This window comes from Megalodesulfovibrio gigas DSM 1382 = ATCC 19364, assembly GCF_000468495.1.
GTDB classification, from domain to species: domain Bacteria; phylum Desulfobacterota; class Desulfovibrionia; order Desulfovibrionales; family Desulfovibrionaceae; genus Megalodesulfovibrio; species Megalodesulfovibrio gigas.
In genome coordinates, this window is the sequence record NC_022444.1 from 1141920 (window position 1) to 1157993 (window position 16074).

16 protein-coding genes are annotated in these 16074 nt (G+C 63.4%); 1 reads left to right on the forward strand and 15 read right to left on the reverse strand.

The window, feature by feature from the left end:
- Positions 1 to 20: 20 nt before the first annotated feature.
- Positions 21 to 365, forward strand: coding sequence for a hypothetical protein (locus tag DGI_RS05115; protein WP_027193060.1), 345 nt, complete (start codon positions 21 to 23; stop codon positions 363 to 365).
- Between the two features lie 313 nt (positions 366 to 678).
- On the opposite strand, the gene DGI_RS16955 is transcribed toward DGI_RS05115, so the two are convergent.
- From DGI_RS16955 to fliR, 15 genes are all read right to left on the reverse strand, one after another.
- Positions 679 to 2856: an ATP-binding protein gene (locus tag DGI_RS16955; protein ID WP_158407290.1), complete on the reverse strand. Its 2178-nt coding sequence runs from the start codon at positions 2854 to 2856 to the stop codon at positions 679 to 681.
- A 255-nt stretch (positions 2857 to 3111) separates the two neighbouring features.
- On the reverse strand, positions 3112 to 4302 hold the full coding sequence (locus tag DGI_RS05125) for a hypothetical protein (protein ID WP_144284122.1): 1191 nt from the start codon (positions 4300 to 4302) through the stop codon (positions 3112 to 3114).
- 116 nt (positions 4303 to 4418) lie between these two features.
- Positions 4419 to 5393, reverse strand: coding sequence for a chemotaxis protein (locus tag DGI_RS05130; protein WP_021759702.1), 975 nt, complete (start codon positions 5391 to 5393; stop codon positions 4419 to 4421).
- Positions 5394 to 5411: 18 nt separating this feature from the next.
- The gene (ispH, locus tag DGI_RS05135) at positions 5412 to 6263 is read right to left on the reverse strand and encodes a 4-hydroxy-3-methylbut-2-enyl diphosphate reductase (RefSeq protein WP_027193062.1); all 852 of its coding nucleotides are present in this window, start codon (positions 6261 to 6263) and stop codon (positions 5412 to 5414) included.
- A gap of 17 nt (positions 6264 to 6280) precedes the next feature.
- Positions 6281 to 7327, reverse strand: coding sequence for a tRNA dihydrouridine synthase (locus DGI_RS05140; RefSeq protein ID WP_021759704.1), 1047 nt, complete (start codon positions 7325 to 7327; stop codon positions 6281 to 6283).
- 5 nt (positions 7328 to 7332) lie between these two features.
- Positions 7333 to 7680: a hypothetical protein gene (locus tag DGI_RS05145; RefSeq protein WP_021759705.1), complete on the reverse strand. Its 348-nt coding sequence runs from the start codon at positions 7678 to 7680 to the stop codon at positions 7333 to 7335.
- Positions 7681 to 7683: 3 nt separating this feature from the next.
- Positions 7684 to 8112 (reverse strand): hypothetical protein, encoded by a 429-nt coding sequence (locus tag DGI_RS05150; RefSeq protein WP_021759706.1) that lies wholly within the window; start codon positions 8110 to 8112, stop codon positions 7684 to 7686.
- A gap of 25 nt (positions 8113 to 8137) precedes the next feature.
- Complete coding sequence (locus tag DGI_RS05155; RefSeq protein WP_021759707.1) at positions 8138 to 8464, reverse strand: hypothetical protein; 327 nt, start codon at positions 8462 to 8464, stop codon at positions 8138 to 8140.
- A 42-nt stretch (positions 8465 to 8506) separates the two neighbouring features.
- Complete coding sequence (locus tag DGI_RS05160; protein WP_021759708.1) at positions 8507 to 9232, reverse strand: flagellar basal body-associated FliL family protein; 726 nt, start codon at positions 9230 to 9232, stop codon at positions 8507 to 8509.
- Positions 9233 to 9247: 15 nt separating this feature from the next.
- Positions 9248 to 10045 carry a FliA/WhiG family RNA polymerase sigma factor gene (locus DGI_RS05165; RefSeq protein ID WP_027193064.1) on the reverse strand — a complete coding sequence of 266 codons (798 nt, stop codon included), beginning with the start codon at positions 10043 to 10045 and terminating at the stop codon, positions 9248 to 9250.
- Positions 9999 to 10814, reverse strand: a complete 816-nt coding sequence (locus DGI_RS05170) for a MinD/ParA family protein (RefSeq protein ID WP_021759710.1) — start codon at positions 10812 to 10814, stop codon at positions 9999 to 10001. The genes DGI_RS05165 and DGI_RS05170 overlap by 47 nt, the downstream gene beginning before the upstream one ends.
- A 39-nt stretch (positions 10815 to 10853) precedes the next feature.
- Entirely contained in the window at positions 10854 to 12002 is a 1149-nt protein-coding gene (locus DGI_RS05175) for a flagellar biosynthesis protein FlhF (protein ID WP_021759711.1), read from the reverse strand.
- 1 nt (position 12003) lies between these two features.
- A complete protein-coding gene (flhA, locus tag DGI_RS05180; RefSeq protein WP_021759712.1) occupies positions 12004 to 14121 on the reverse strand; it encodes a flagellar biosynthesis protein FlhA in 2118 nt (705 codons plus the stop codon).
- 54 nt (positions 14122 to 14175) lie between these two features.
- Positions 14176 to 15282 carry a flagellar biosynthesis protein FlhB gene (gene flhB / locus DGI_RS05185; protein ID WP_021759713.1) on the reverse strand — a complete coding sequence of 369 codons (1107 nt, stop codon included), beginning with the start codon at positions 15280 to 15282 and terminating at the stop codon, positions 14176 to 14178.
- 18 nt (positions 15283 to 15300) lie between these two features.
- On the reverse strand, positions 15301 to 16071 hold the full coding sequence (gene fliR / locus DGI_RS05190) for a flagellar biosynthetic protein FliR (RefSeq protein WP_407656290.1): 771 nt from the start codon (positions 16069 to 16071) through the stop codon (positions 15301 to 15303).
- Positions 16072 to 16074: the final 3 nt, after the last annotated feature.

Below are 16074 nucleotides of genomic sequence, written 5' to 3' on the forward strand. Positions count from 1 at the left end.
TCAAGTAAGGCTGCGTTGCCATGCACGTACTCGTCATTCACAGATGCGCCACCACATTGCAGCAGGTTTGCCAGGCACTGCAGGCGGCCGGGCTCACCTGCGAATGCCACAGCTCCCCAGTGGCGGCAGCGTACACGTTCGCCTTCAGCGGTGTCCCGTTTGAGGCGGTGCTGGTCGATGGCGAGATGGGGAAAGAATGCAGCAGTGGCGTGCTCCAGGTCATCCGCGCCCTGCAACCGGACATCCACATCCAGGTTGCGGAAACGGCCCTGGAGGCCTGCCGGGTCGCAGGCGATTTGCAGCGCACGGCAAAGGAGCTGCATTCCCTTGCCACAGCGAAACTTGCTGGCGGCCGACTGAGTTGAATTGATGCGGTGGATTGTTCTCTGACATTGCCCGGCCCATGCCGGCAACCATATCGGCCGTCCTTCCCCCCCCTGGACGGCTGACCTGCCGACCGCTCTCTCATAGGACCCCCCCTCCTGCAGCGGTCGGTTCGACGCAACGGGAGCTCGCGGCGGCTGCGCATCCTGCGCGGCTGCCCGCTCCCTGCCCATAGCGGGGACCATCCCCCCCGGTCCCCCCCCCAAGCGCCTTGCCTGCCAGGTACCCCCCCCACCGGGCAGGCAAGGCCTTTTCATGGCGCGTTGCGAGCCAGGATCAAAGGGAATTGCCGACTCACCCCTCGAAGCGTGCATACCTCGGCAGCACGAAGGTGAAGGAGGCGCCTTGTCCCGGGGAGGACTCCGCCCACATCCGGCCGCCGTAATGCTCGACAATCTGGCGGGATATGGCCAGACCAAGGCCGGTGCCGCTGGCTTTGTCCGTGTCCTGGTTTTTGGCGACCTGATAGAAGCGATCAAAAATCCGCTCCAGATCCTCGCCAGGGATGCCGATGCCACTGTCTTGCACCGTGACCGTGACCCCTTGCCCGGACGCGTCCGGACCGACGGTGACGCGGATGAAACCTTCTGCGGAGAATTTCAGGGCGTTGGACAGCAGATTGATGAACACCTGGCGGATACGATCGCAATCGGCCATCACGAGGGGGGCCTCAGGGTGCATGGCAACTTCCACGCGGAGCTGAGGCTTTTCGGAGAACTCGCGCTGCAGCACCCGCACGGCGGCCCTGGCTTCCTCGGCAAGGTTGACGGGCCGGTCATGCCAGGGCTGTCTGCCCGATTCGATCCGGTTGAGATCCAGCAGATCGTTGATGAGGCGTGAGAGCCTGCCCCCCTCGCTTTCGATCACCTGCAGATTGTCCAGAATCTGGTCTCCACGCACTGTCAGCGGGGCGTCATCCTGGACCAGGGGTTTGAAATGCTTGCGGAAAGCCTTGGACGTGACCTTGGCGTAGCCGAGCACCGACGTCAACGGCGTGCGCAGTTCATGGGACACCAGGGAAATGAACGAGCTCTTCAGTTCATCAAGCTGCAGGAGCTTGAGGTTGGCCTCCCGTAATTCCCTGGTCCGCTCCGCCACGCGCAGTTCGAGATCTTCCTTGGCCTCAAGCAACGCGTGCTCCATGCGCCGGTGCTCGGTGATGTCGATGCCGATGCCGGTGAAGTAGGTCGCGCCGTCGATGTCCAGCCGCACGGCGGTCAGGAAAAAGGGGACACGCCGGCCGTCTTTGGTGCGGATTTCGGCTTCTTCATTGCCGATGCCCTGCGCGAAGACACGGCGGACAGCGGCGGCGATTTTTTCCTGCATGGCAAGGTCGCCCTCGTACCAGTCCATGAGATGCATGGAGGCCAGTTCCTGGCCGGTGTAGCCCGTCAAGGTTTCATGCATCCGGTTCCAGCGCACCAGCCGTTGGTGATCATCATACAGAAAGAGCAGGCCGGGGACGCTGTCCAGCACGGCGTTGGTGAAAACGCGCTCACGGTGCAGCTGGGCCTGCATGCGTTTGCGGTGCGCCACCTCCTGGCGCAACCGGCGGTTGTGCCACAGCGTGGTCCCCATCACCGCCAGGACGGGCAGGCAGATCACCAGCAGCAAGGTGAAGACGTCCAGGGGCGTGATGCCATGCTCATAGCGGACAGAAAGCCATTTGCCCCGCAGCTGGGCGTGATGCCGCCAGGTGAGGGCGTCCAGGGCCTTGTTCAAAATGCCGACAAGCTCCGGCCAGTCCTGGCGAACGGCGAAATGCAGGTCGTAGTTGCCGTATGAGGTCGGGGCAGCGACCTTGAGATTGGCCAGGCCGTACTTGTCGATGAGGTAGCTGGCGGCCGCAAGATTTTCGATGGCGGCATCGGCGGCGCCTTCGGCCACGGCTTCGAGGGCCTCCTGAGGCGAGCCTACGGGCACGAGGTTCACGTCGATATTGTCGCGCTTCAGCCAGGTACCGACGATGTTATCTGGAATGAGCGCCACGTTCATGCCCCGCAGGTCATCCAGCCCGCCAATGAACCTGGCGTCCCTCCGGCTGATGATGACTATGGGAAAAGACAGATACGCCTTCGAGAAAACAAGAAAGGACTCGCGCTCCTGGGATCGGGCGATGCAGGGAATGAGGTCAAGGGATTGTTCCTTGATCCGCTCCAGGGTCTCAGGCCAGGGAGCGACGGGCTCTTGTTGCAGCGTCAGGCCGAGGGACTTCGCAATCAGATGCAGGTAGTCCAGGGCCATGCCCTGGGCGCTGCCGGTCTCGTCATAAAAATGAAAGGGCGGGAAGGCCCTGGGGCCGCCGATGCGCAGGATGGGATGCGCCTGGAGCCAGGCGGTTTCCTCGGCAGTAAGGGGCACGGCGGGAGGCGCAAGGTCGTAAGGGCCGGCCTCGCGGCCGCCTCCGGCCGGGCACGGCGTTGCCGTCAGCAGCAGGGCCGCCAGCAACAGACAGATCGGGACATGTCGCACGAAGAAACGTGCCGCGCGTATCGCCATGGACTGGAGCCCCCCCCGGGTATCCTGTCTGTTGGTGCGTCCGCCGTCAGGATTTTCGGGGAGAATATCGTCATCGCCCATTCCCGTCAAAGATCATGTGCGTTGCAGGCCCTCTTTCCGACGTGTTGGGAAAGAAATCCGCCGGAGATATTGCCAGGGCGGTCGAGGTCTGCGCTTGGCGCAACCGGGGGATTTGGTTGGCGGCGTTGCCCGAACCCGTCACTGGCATCAGGACGCCTCGACCGCCTGCCCGGCCGCGCCTTCCTCCTCCACTTCGGGAATGTCCGTGCCCGGAAGATGCACGCGAAGGATCTGCACCACCCGCTTGCGACCGCGCAGCGTACCGAGGTTATCCAGGCAACAGCGCGCCCAGGAATGCACGAGCATGGACAGATGGATTTGGCGGAAGCCTATCCCCTCGGTGCCCGGCACCTCCTTGAGGTTGGCCCGCACCACGTTGGCAAAGGCCTCCAGCTTGGTTTCCTCGCAGAACACCTGCAGGATGTGCACGATATACGCCAGCAGATACTGCTTCACGTGCGGTTCCTCGAAGTACTCCGTCAGGCGGGAGCGCTGGAATTCGGATTGCGCCGTGCAGTATTTGTAGATGCTCTGGATGAGCTTCTTGTTGGTGGCGTCGTACTTGTCCGAGCCGATGACGTAGCTGCGCAGCGCCTGCAGCACCGGCGCGCATAACAGGCGCGGGAAATTCGTATCGCTGGCCAGGGTGCAGGAATCTATGCCTCTGCAACAGTCCACGGGATGCAGCAGACCTCGTCCGAAGGCGTCCAGCAGTTGCGGCACGGTTTCTTCCCGAGGGGCTTCCTCCTCCTGCACGCAGCAATAGTCCTTCTTCAACGAGCGATGCATCCGGCAATACAATTCCACCAGTTCCACATTCAGCCGGCGGACGCGGGGTTCCATCTCGCCACGAAACTGCACCACATACCCGGAGGTTTCGCCTGTGGGAGACTCGGCCGACGGACGGGCGTTCAGGGCGCACATGGACTGGTCCAGATGCGCGGCAAAGGCATCGGCCAGATCATCCAGAAAGGTGTGGGCAATGGCCTCGGCCTTCGGGCCGGGCAGAAACCCCAGGCCAGGATCGCGCGAGGCCTCCTCGATGACGGCCTTCATCACGCTCAGCAGCCGGCCGAGGTAGTGGCTTTCCATGCGGCCGGCCACGGCCTGGCGAAAGGCGTCCGCCGCGCATTGCACCTGGTCGGCATTGTCCTGGGCCAGCACGGCGCCGGCCCGGGTCATCCAACGGCCCAGATACAGCAGATAGCGCTTGCTGGCTGTGTCCACAAAGGACCGCTTGCGCTCCAGGATGCGGGAGAGCAGCTCTTCGCGACTCTGCAGCCAGGCTTCCGCCTGGTCCTGGGTCCCGCAGGTGGAAGAGGAATCGGATTGCCGCATGGCCACGCCCCACATTGTTGTCCGTTCACCACCGGGAACATCCCGAGGTCATCAGGAAATATCCCCAATGTGTGACAACAATGCGGCAGCGCGACCAACAAGATGTGATGACCCGCCTACCCCCAGCGCGACTTGATGAGCGCCCGGGCGCGCTGGGCCAGTTCCGTGATCTGCGGCTTGGAAATCTGGTCGTCCGCGCCCACGGCCTCGCCCTTGTGGCGCAGTTTGTCCGTGATGAGGGACGAGAAAAGCATGATGGGCAAATCCCGCAGCACGGGATCCTCCTTGATGCGCTTGGTCAGGTGGTGGCCGTCCATCTGGGGCATTTCAATGTCCGAAACCAGCACATGCACAAAATCGCGCACCGGGCGGCCCTGTTCCGTGGCAGCCTGGGCGATGCGCTGCAGGGTTTCCCAGGCATCGCGCCCATTGGTGAAGGCGGTGACGTCGAAGCCGGCCTTTTCCAGCAAATCGCGCATCATCTCGCGGATGACGCCGGAATCGTCGGCCACGATGGCCCGATAGCGGATGTCCGTGCTCCAGTCGATGGCTTCATCCAGCTTCAGGCCCAGGGCAGGATTCAGGTCGGTGACGATCTTTTCCAGATCCAGCAGAAACACGATGCGATCTTCCAGCCGCACCACGCCGGTGATGGAATTGTCGCTCATGGCGGCCATGTATTCGTTGGGCGGCTCCACAGATTCCCAGCTGATGCGGTGAATGCGCGTGACGCCGGAAACCATGAACGCCGTGACCGAGTCGTTGAACTCCGTGACGATGACCTTGGGCGCCTCGTTTTCCGCGCGCTGCTTGCCCAGCCAGATGGACAAATCCACCAGCGGAATGATGTTGTTGCGCTGGTTGAAGGCCCCCAGGATGGCGGAATTGGACGCCTCGGGCAGTTCCGTCACATTGGGCATGCGGATGATTTCCAGCACCTTGGCCACGTTTACGCCGTAGTAGCCCCGGTAGCTGGCAGACTTGCCGGTCTTCGATTCGCCGCCTGTGTCGGAGCCTGCTTCTTCCAGATAGAACTCCACCACTTCCAGTTCATTGGTGCCGGCTTCAAGCAGAATGTTCGTCTGGGCCATGGGGGGCTCCTTTGGGGCTCAGGCAAATGCGCGCAGGCGGGATTCCACTGCGTCGATGATGTGTTTCGGGGTGGAGGCCCCTGCCGTGAGGCCGGCCAGACGGCGGCCGGCAAAGGCGGCAGGGTCCAGCCCGTCCGCAGTTTCCACATGGTGGCAGGGCGCACCGGCGGCCACGGCCACATCCACCAGACGGCGGGTGTTGCCGGAATCGAAGCCGCCCACCACCACCATCACGTCCACGGTCTCGGCCAGGGCCTTGGCTTCGTCCTGACGCTCGCGGGTGGCGTCGCAGATGGTTTCCAGCACGGGCAAATCCGCGCCCAGCCGGGCCTGCAGCCAGGCCCGCACGTCCTCGAAGCGGCGGCGGTCCTGGGTGGTCTGGGAGGCCAGCACATAGGCTTGGCCGGGCTCCACAGGCAGGGCCGTGAGGGTTTCCAGATCCTGGAACACCAGACAGCCCGGGCCGGCGTAACTCACGAGCCCCACCACTTCCGGGTGGTCCGGCTCGCCAAACAGCAACAGCTTGCGGCCCTGGGAGGCCTGTTTCTGGATGAGCAGCTGGGCGCGCTTGACCTTGGGGCAGGTGGCGTCCAGAATTTCCACGCCGCGGTTGCGCAGGTGTTCTTCCACAGCCTGGGGCACGCCGTGGGCGCGAATGACCACCTGGGCGTTGCGCGGCAAGGCGTCGGGATCGTCCTGGCGGGTCACCCCGCGGGCGGCATAGTGCTCCAGCACCTGGGGATTATGGATGATGGGCCCCAGGGTGTGGATGGGCTGCGCGCCGTTTTGCTGCAGCAGGCGGTCCAGCTTGTGCAAGGCCAGACTCACCCCCATGCAGAACCCGGCGGTGCGGGCACGCTTGACGTCCATGACGCGACAATTCCCCCTCACGGCATATATTCAGCCAAGTCCACCGGTTCCACCGGCTCTACCGGTTCCATGGCGGGCAAGGCGTCGATGACTGCGGCAATGGTCTCCAGCTCTTCCCAGTTCTTACACAAGGTCAGCCGTCTGCGCAACGTCCCGCCTTCCGGCAGCCGCTTGACATAGCGGGGAATGAAGCCACGCATGCGAAAAAATTGCGCCGGGCTGGAGGCATGTTCCCGGGCCAGGCTGGCATGGCGGCGGATGCAGGCGGCCAGGGCCTGGGGCGAATCGTGCGGCAAGGGGACATCCGGCAGCGCGGACGTGCCGGCCAGGCGGCGGAAGCCTTCGAAGATGCCGGGATTCTTGAGCGCACCGCGGGCGAACATCACCCCGGCGGCCCCGGTCTGCTCCAGACAGCGCACGCCGTCTTCCGGCTGAAACAAGTCTCCGCTGGCCAGGACCGGGATGGACACGGCCTGCACCACGCGGCCGATGGCCTCCCAGCGGGCCTGCCCGCCGTAGCCCTGGGTGGCATGGCGCGGATGCAGGGTAATCCACCCTGCCCCGGCCTCTTCCAGCCGGCAGGCCAGTTCCACGGCCACGTCGTCCCCGGTGGTCCAGCCCAGGCGGTATTTCACCCCCAGCCGGCCCGGGCCGAGCTGGCGGGCCATGTCCCGCACCATCTGCAGCAGCCGGCTTCGGCCGTCCTCGTCGCGCACCAGAGCTGCGCCGCAGCCGGTCTTCACCACTTTGGGGACGGGGCAACCGGCGTTGATATCGAACCATTCAAAACCCTTGGACAAGCACAGGTCCAGGGCCGGGAGCATGAATTTCGACTCCGGGCCAAACAACTGCAGCACCACCGGAGCCTCTGCCTCCAGGGTGGCCAGGTACTCGCGGGTGCCGGGGGAGCCGTAGACAAGGCCCTTGGCGCTGACCATTTCCGTGCAGCAGACGGCAGCGCCGTACTCGCGGCACAGCAGGCGGAAGGCGAGATCGGAATAGCCGGCCAGGGGCGCCAACCAGGGCGCGCCGGGCCCCATGGGCAGGGGGCGGGGAGGTGTCATGCGTTTCAGATGGTGATATGCAGCCTGGGGCGGGCAGCCTCGTCCGCTGTCGCGGCGGCATTGTTTCGGGCGACCATGGCCAGCACAATCTCCGGCTCAAGGGCGTTGACCTGCAGCAAAAACCGGTCGCCGGGGGCGAAGTCGCCGCACAGGGGCGCACGCAGGGCGTGGCTGTCCACCTCCACCCAGGCCAACCCGGAGGCGTCGGCTGTGGCAGGGCGCAGTTCCCATTCCAGGAACCGGGCCCGGACAATGTCTCCAGGGCGATGGGAACGCCGGAAGGCCTCACGCCGTTCCCGGGAGGAGTCGAAAGAGTGGCCCCCCAGGCCGGCTTGGTCGCGTCCCACACGCATGGGCTACTCCCTCTCCAGCTCCGACTGCGACTGCCGGAGAATAAGCGTCACTTCATCCAGCGTCAGCCCCGTGGCGTGGGCCAGCGCCTTGAGGGACTGCCCGCGGCGGTGCCCCTGCAAGACCATATGCCGCAGCGTCTGGGGCGAACGGGTGATGCGCTCCGCCTTGTCCACCAGATCCCTCAGTTCCTCGGCGCGGCGATCCATCTGTTGCGACAGGTGCACCAGTTCCTGCTGCCGCTGGGCGAAACTGGAGACAAGTTCCTGTTCCAGCTGGGCGTTGAACTGGAGCCGTTGCAGCAGCCGCTCCTGGTTGGATTGCAATTCCAGCACCAGCTGCTCGGAACGCTTGAGTCGCAAAAAAAACAACCCCACCAGCACAAGCAACAGCACTTCTGCGGCGGTGAGAACGATGATGATCCATTGAGGCATGGTGAGGGCAGTCCATTACTGGCGGTCAGACGTTGACATTGATGAGAACGCCTTGCCAGGGGCCTTCGGCATGGGCGTGGGTAATCGTCGGTGCAGGCTCCGCGCTGGCAGGGCGTTTGCGTCCCTGGCGCTGCCGGCGGGGGGGCGGCCCCTGGCCGCCGCCATCCTTGCCCAGGGATTCGAGGCCGGTTTGCGGGTCCACGGCCGGCGTTTTTTGCCGGTCCCGCACCAGCGCATCGAAGGCCGCATCCCTGGCTGCATGGGCCTGCGCTTGCGGCAATGCCAGTTCCGCACCGGCGATCTCGCCGGCCAGAGGAATGGGGGCCACAAGAAGGTTCATGTGCACAGGCATGCATGCTCTCCGGGGTGCCGGCCCTGCTGCACGGACCGTGCATCATTTGATGAGATATTCTTCGATAAGCACCACCTCAAGCTGGTCGCCGGCCATGTACTGGTTGATCACGGAAAGCAAATCCTTCTTGAGCTGCGCCACGTTGTTCGTGTCGGACAGAAACAACATGTCCTTATTACGCAGATAGTAAAAAATTGCATCCCTGAGCACAACAAGTTTGTTCCGTACGTCAAAGGATACCCGCTCGCTGCCTGTGGCCAGGGAAAACCGGGCCATGAGAAAGCGATACGTCCCGTTTGGTTGCAGGTATTCCACCATGAACGGCTCCAGGGAGACGATGAAGTCGTAGCCCGTGGTGCTCTCGGGCTCCAGCTCCACCTCGGGGGCAGTCTCCTCCACGGGGGGGGGAGGCGCCGGAGGTGGTGGCGGTGGCGGCGAGTCGGACCAGAGCAGCAGGCCGACAAGCCCCGCCAGCAGCGTCCCGGCCACGCCCAGGGCGATCTTGCCTTTTTTGGTGGCGAGGAACTCCCTGGCCCGTTCCACCAGCAGGGCCAGCACGGAGGGCCGCGCAGGGGCGGCATCCACGGCAGGCGCGGGCACGGCAGGCTGTTCCGGCTCCGGCGCCACCTCCTCTTCTTCGTCGAGGAAGGGCGCGTCGTCCAGGTCGAGCTCCACCTTGTCGGAATCCGGGGCGGCTTGCGCCTCGCCTGTGGAGAGCTCCTCGGTGTCGAGGAGGGCTTTTTCCTTTTGCTGAGTCTCGTCGGCCATGGTCGCCCGCAGGGGTTACATCGTGAAATCCTGGCCGTAGCGTTTGCGGAACAGCGACCGCAACCGGGTCATGGCCTGGCTGTGCAACTGGGACACACGGCCCTCGGTCACCTCCATGACTTCCGCCACCTCACGCATGGTCAGCTCATCACCATAATACAAGGACATGACCATCCGTTCGCGGGGCGTCAGTTCCTCAATGAGGCCGGCCACCTTGTCGATCACTTCCTGCAACGCTGTGGAATGATACGGCTCGTTCTCCGTGTGTGCCCTGTTTTCGGACGAGAAGGTGTCCTGGATGGCGTCGAGGTCCAGGCAGAACTGGTTCTGCAGGGCCTCCAGGCCGTGGCGGACATCCTTTTCCGAAAGGCCCGTATCCTGGGCAAGCTCTTCTTCCGTGGGCCTGCGGCCATGGGTGTATTCGAAGCGTTTCGCGTGGTCTTCCAGGAGCTTCACCCGGTGCCGCAGGCCCCTGGAGAACCAGTCCATGCGCCGCAGCTCATCCAGCATGGCGCCTTTGATGCGGTTTTCGGCGTAGGTATCGAACTTGATGCCCAGCTCAGGGTTGAACTTGCCCAAGGCCTCCATGAGCCCCAGGGTGCCAGAGCTGATGATGTCTCCCAACTCCACATGGCGGGGCAGCTTGGCCTTGAGCCGCAGGGCCAGATATTTGATCTTGGATGCGTAATGGCGCACCACCCGCTGCTTGGCAGGGGCGTCCATGTCGTGCCAGGCGAGCTTGCCGGTTTCGAGCAACTCCCAGGCCTCAGGCGTGGAAAAGGAGTTTTTTCCAGAAGAACTTGATGTTTCCATCCAGGTTCGCCGCCGGGTTCCAGGTTGCGATGTCCTTGGCAAGCTTTTGCAAACTTTGTGCCGCCTGAGAATCAGGATACGCCGAACACACAGGTTCCTGCCGCATCACCGCCTTCTTCACCAATGGGTCATGCGGGATACAGCCCACAAGGTCAAGGGAGACGCCGGCCAAAAAGTGATCGCAGGCCTTGGCCAGGCGGGCATATACTTCCTTCGCCTCTTTTTCCGAAGGCGCCATGTTCACCAGGATGCGGAAACGTTCCACATCGTGCTGCAGCGTCAGCACCTTGATCAGGGCGTAGGCATCGGTCAGGGAGGTGGGCTCCGGCGTCATCACCACCAGGCGTTCCTGCACGGCCAGGTTGAAATACAGCACATTATCGTTGATGCCGGCCCCGGTGTCTACAATCAAATAATCGATGTGCTCCTCCAGGGCATCCATGGCTTCCAGCAGTTCCAGCTTCTGCCCTGTGGTCAGGGAGATCATGTCTGCCACGCCCGAGGACGCCGGCAGGATGGAGAAGCCGTAGGGCGTGGGGAAGAGGATGTCTTCCAGCGTGGCGCCCTCGTGGAACAGGTGGAACAGGTTGCGCTGCGGGGAAACCCCAAGCACAATATCGACGTTGGCCAGGCCGAGGTCGGCATCCAGCAGGATGACGCGCTTGCCCTGCCGGGCCAGGGAGTATGCCAGATTGGCGGAAATGTTCGTCTTGCCCACCCCTCCCTTGCCGGAGGTGACAGACATGACCAATGGCAGCCGCTCGTCCATGATGATGCAATCCTCCAAGGCCAACGTGCACGGTTTGCGTTACTGGGGCTGCGCCGCACCGGGAAGCCGGTGCTTGAACAGCAGCTCCCACAATGCGCGATGACTGGCAGGCGTCAGGTCGTCCTGCAGTCCCGGGCTGGCAGAAAAAGCCACGGCTGGCAGGCCCAGCGCATGCGCCGTGTTCACCAGATTCCCGAAGGTATAGGCTTCGTCCAACTTCGTCCAGAGCAGGCCGGCCATGTTTTCCGTCTGGTACTGGCGGCCGAACTGCCGAAGCTGCGTCGGCGCATAATGGGGCGACAGCGCCAGCAGCATGCGCAGCGGCGCCACTGCTTCCAGGGCCCGCAGCCCCAGCCGCAGCATGAGCTGTTCCATGGTTTCCCCGCGGGACAGGGCCGGCAGATCCACGAGGAGCAGATCCGCCACGCCGCAGTCTTCCAGCAGCACGGTGGCGTCTTCGCCGGGGGCGATTTCGCGGTAGTGCAGGCCGGCCAGCTCGGCGTACTGACGCAGCAGCATGCGGCTCTGGGCGCGCTGGGCATCCGCATTCACCAGACAGATGCGCCCGCCGGGCCGGGCCCGGCGCGCCTGCAGCGCCAGACGGATGGCTGCCGTGGTTTTGCCCACGCCATGCGGACCGGCCAGGGCCAGCACCTGCCGTGCGCCGGCAGCGAGATCCAGCGGCGCCACGAGGGCCATGTCTGCCAGGGGCACCAGCACGGAGCAGGCTGGCTTGCCGTGCAGCGCGGCTACCAGATCGGCCAGCACGGCATCGTCCACGCCCTCGCGCTCCAGGTATTCCAGGGCCAGCCGTTGCCGTGGCGCCAGGGCCTGCAGGGGCAGCTGTGGCTTGAGGGCCGTGAGCAGGTGCTCGCGGATCTTCAACCATTCCTGCTGCCAACTGCCCACCCCGGCCCCGCCTGTCAGAATGGCCACCACTTCTTCCTGCGGCGGCGGGGACGAACCCGCCATGCCCGGCGCAGCGTGGGTGCCACAGGTGGCGGCTGGTGTCATTTTTCTGGCAGATGACGCGGCGTCGTGCTCCAGGGCAGCCGTCATCTCGCACACGGCGGCGCCCTCCTCCTTGAAGTTGCGGGTGGAGAGGATCACCGCGTCGGCCCCGAGTTCGGCCTTGATGCGCTTGAGCACACTGGCCGAGGAATCACCGCGAAATGTCTTCACTCGCATGTTACAACCCCACCGTGGAGACGGCATTCAATTTGATGTCTGAAGGAATCTCTGCCTGCGAAATCACCGGCAGTGTCGGCAAGAACCTTTGCAGTAATTGGGCCAAATGCGGCCGCACCATGGGCGTGGTCAGCAGCACGGGCTGACCTTCGGCGGCGGCAGCGGCGTCCACCGCCTGGTTGAGCTTGCTGATGAGCTTGTGGGCTGTGCCGGGCTCCAGGGCCAGGAAGGCCCCGTTGTCCGTGCGGCGCAGGCTTTCCTGCAGCATGCGCTCCGCGCCGTTGTCCAGGGTGATGATGGAGAGCACGCCTTCCTGACTCAAATGCGGCTTGACGATGGTCCGGGACATGCGCTCGCGCACGTATTCCGTGAGCTGGTCGGGGTCCTTGGTGCCGTGTCCGTAGTCGGCCAGGGCTTCCACGATGGTCAGCAGGTCGCGGATGGAGACGCCCTCGCGCACCAGGTTCTGCAGCACCTTTTGTACCGCTCCCAGATTGAGCACGCCGGGGGTCAGGTCTTCCACGGCCTTGGGATAGCTCTTGCCCAGGTTGTCCAGCAGCCCCTGCACTTCCTGGCGGCCCAGGAACTCGTGCAGCTGGCGCTTGAACACTTCCGTCAGGTGCGTGGCGATGACGGTGGACGGATCCACCACGGTGTAGCCGGCCAGCATGGCTTCTTCCTTCTGGCGTTCGGGAATCCACAAGGCCGGGAGGTTGAAGGCCGGCTCGCGGGTTTCCACACCGGGCACACGATGCTTGACGTCGCCCGGATCCATGGCCAGCAGGTGATCGATGAGAATTTCCGCCGAGGCCACCTCGTTGCCCTTGATGAGCACGGCGTACTGGCCGGGCTTGAGCTGGAGGTTGTCCCGCAGGTGCAACGAAGGGATGACCACCCCCATATCCAGGGCGAACTGCCGGCGGATGGACCGGATACGCGTGAGCAGGTTGCCGCTTTGCTCCTCGTCCACCAGGGGGATGAGCCCGTAGCCCACCTCCAGTTCCAGGATGTCCAGGGGCAGCAGGGCCTGCACTTCCTCGGGGGTATCCAGCGCCGGGCCGCCCTTGCCCAGCTTTTTGGCTGCTTCCTTGCTGTCCACGCCGCCGGGCTGGCCTTCGCCCTTGCCGCCGCTGACCATCTGCGCGCCCATGAACATCATGACGGCAAAGATCAGGAACGGGATGGTGGGCATGCCCGGCACCATGGCAAAGATGAACAGCACCACCGCCACCAGTTTGAGGGAGCGGGAGTTGTATGCCAACTGGCCGATGAATTCCTCGCCCATCTTGGCCTTGGAGGCCGACCGCGACACGATGATGCCCGCGGCGGTGGAGACGATGAGGGAGGGGATGGTGGAGACGAGACCGTCGCCGATGGTCAGCAGGGTGTAGGTCTCCGCGGCTTCCTGCCAGGTCATGCCTTTCTGCAAGATGCCAATGGCGATGCCACCCACGATATTGATGAGGGTGATGATCATGCCGGCTTTCACGTCCCCCTGGACGAACTTGCCCGCGCCGTCCATGGCGCCGTAGAAGTCGGCTTCCTTGCGGATGTTCTCGCGCATCTCCCGGGCTTCTTCCTCGGTGATGAGGCCGGAATTCAAATCCGCCTCAATGGCCATCTGCTTGCCGGGCATGGCGTCCAACGTGAAGCGGGCCGCCACTTCGCCGATACGCGTGGTACCGGCGACGATGACGGTTTTGTTCAGGGTGAACAAAATGAAGAAGATGACGATGCCGATGACGAAGCTGCCGCCCACCACGAACTCGCCGAAGCTCTTGATGACCTGCCCGGCCGCGTCCACGCCCTCATGCCCGTACAGCAGGATGAGCCGGGTGGAGGCCACGTTCAGGGCCATCCGCAGCATGGTCAGCACCAGCAGCAACGAAGGAAACACCGAGAATTCCATGGGGCTGGTCATGAACATGGAGGTGATGAGCACCACCATGGAGAGCGAAATGGAGAGGGAGAGCATCATGTCCAGCACAATGGTGGGCATGGGCACCAGCATGACGAACAGAATGACCACCACGCCGCCGGCAAGCAGGATGTCGCCCTGTTTGGCGAAGCGCTGGTAATCTATCTGGGGACCCTTGAATTGGGCGAGGGGGTTGGCCATGCTTTTGACACCTCTTGCAGTTCGGTCGCTGTTCTCTGACGCCTGGGGACCCGGCTACCGGGTGGCCCCGGCCGGCCCCATTCCCATCGGCTGCCCGCGATTGGCCTTGGTTTTGTAGATCTGCGCCAGGATGGAGGCCACGGCCTGGTACATTTCTTCGGGAATGATGTCGCCGACTTCCACGGACTTATACAAAGCCTGTGCCAGCGGCTTGTTTTCGCGGATGGGCACGCCGTTCTCGCGGCCGATTTCCTTGATGCGCTGGGCCATGCGGTCCGCGCCCTTGGCCAGCACCATGGGGGCAGGCGCCACGCTGACATCGTACTTCAGCGCCACGGCAAAGTGGGTGGGGTTGGTGATGATCACATCCGCCTTGGGCACCTGCTTGAGCATGCGCATCTGCATGAATTCCAGCATCTTGCGCTTCTGCCTGGCCTTGATGACAGGATCACCCTCGGCCTGCTTGCGTTCGTCCTTGACTTCGTCCTTGGTCATCTTGAGATTTTCCGAATACTCGTGGCGGGTGTACCACAAGTCGAACGCGGCAATGGCCACCATGGGCAGCAGGGCATACAGCAACACCTTGGCCCCGGTCTCCAACATGAAGCCCGCCAGATAGTCCGGCTCCTGGTAGTACAGGGGCAACAGGTTGTGCATGGCGCCTTCGATCACCCAGTAAATGGCCGCGCCAATGCAGACCGCCTGCAAAATACTCTTGCCCAGCCGGATCAAGGTCTGCACATCCACGAACAGCCGCTGGAGGCCCTTGCCGATGTCCAGCATCCGATTCAGTTTGAATTCGAACACCTTGGGCGCCCACAGCGGCCCCACCTGGACGCGCAGCACCAGCCAGGCCATGAAACCGATGAACCCGACCACCGGCAGCACCATGATTGCCAGTTCCTTGCACACCATGATCACCAGGGCGTGAACACTCTGCGCGGACAACTCAAACGTGCTGAACCCGCTGAAAAACCAGCGGAACACCTTGAGCAGGTCCTCCCAGATGTAGGCGGCGTACAAGCGGAGCGCCACATAGCCAGCCAGCATGGTGACCAGCTTGTTGATCTCCTGCGACTTGGCGACACTGCCTCGTTGCCGGGCTTTTTTGACGCGTTTTGGTGTCGCTTGTTCTGTTCTTGACGGATCTTGTTGCGCCATGGGAGCCTCGCGCGGCGGTTAGCGCATCAGAAGAAACATGCCTTCGTACATGCGCGTCATCTGTCCGATGAAGTCCTGCACAAAGTCGGCCATGATGGTGAACAGCATGCCCAGGAACATGAATCCCACGCCGATCTTCAAGGGAAAGCCGATGAACAGCACGTTCATCTGCGGCGCGGCGCGCGACACCAGGGCCAATCCCAGATCCACCAGGAACAGGGCCACCATGATGGGCGCGGCAATCCTGACGGCAAGCACGAAGATCTGTCCCGATGCCGCCAGCACCTGCCCCGCCAACCCCGGCGTGAGCAGCAGGCCGCCGGGCGGGACCATCTCGAAGGTCAGCGCCACGGCCTTCAGAAGCATCAGGTGCCCATTGAGCGACAGAAAGGTCAGCATGGTCACCATCCACAGAAAATGCGCCGTCACGCCTTCGCTTTGTCCGCTCATGGGATCGATGACGTTGACCATGGTCAGCCCCATCTGGAAGCCGATGACCTGCCCGCCCGTCTGGATGGCTGCGAAAATGAAATGCACCACCAGCCCCATGGTCAGCCCCAGGACCAGTTCTCCCAACAACAACAGCATGATGGAGAGAGGATGCGCCGGGAACGCCACGGCAGGCAGGTGCAGGTATGGCCAGATGGCCAGGGCCAGCACAATGAGCAACGCGCCCTTGATGGGCATGGGAATCTTCTCCCCCCCGAAAAAGGGGAGCAGAAAGAGCACCACGCTCAACCGGAACAGCGTGAGCAGAAAGGAAAGGACGGTCTCTGGCGTCAAACCCATGAA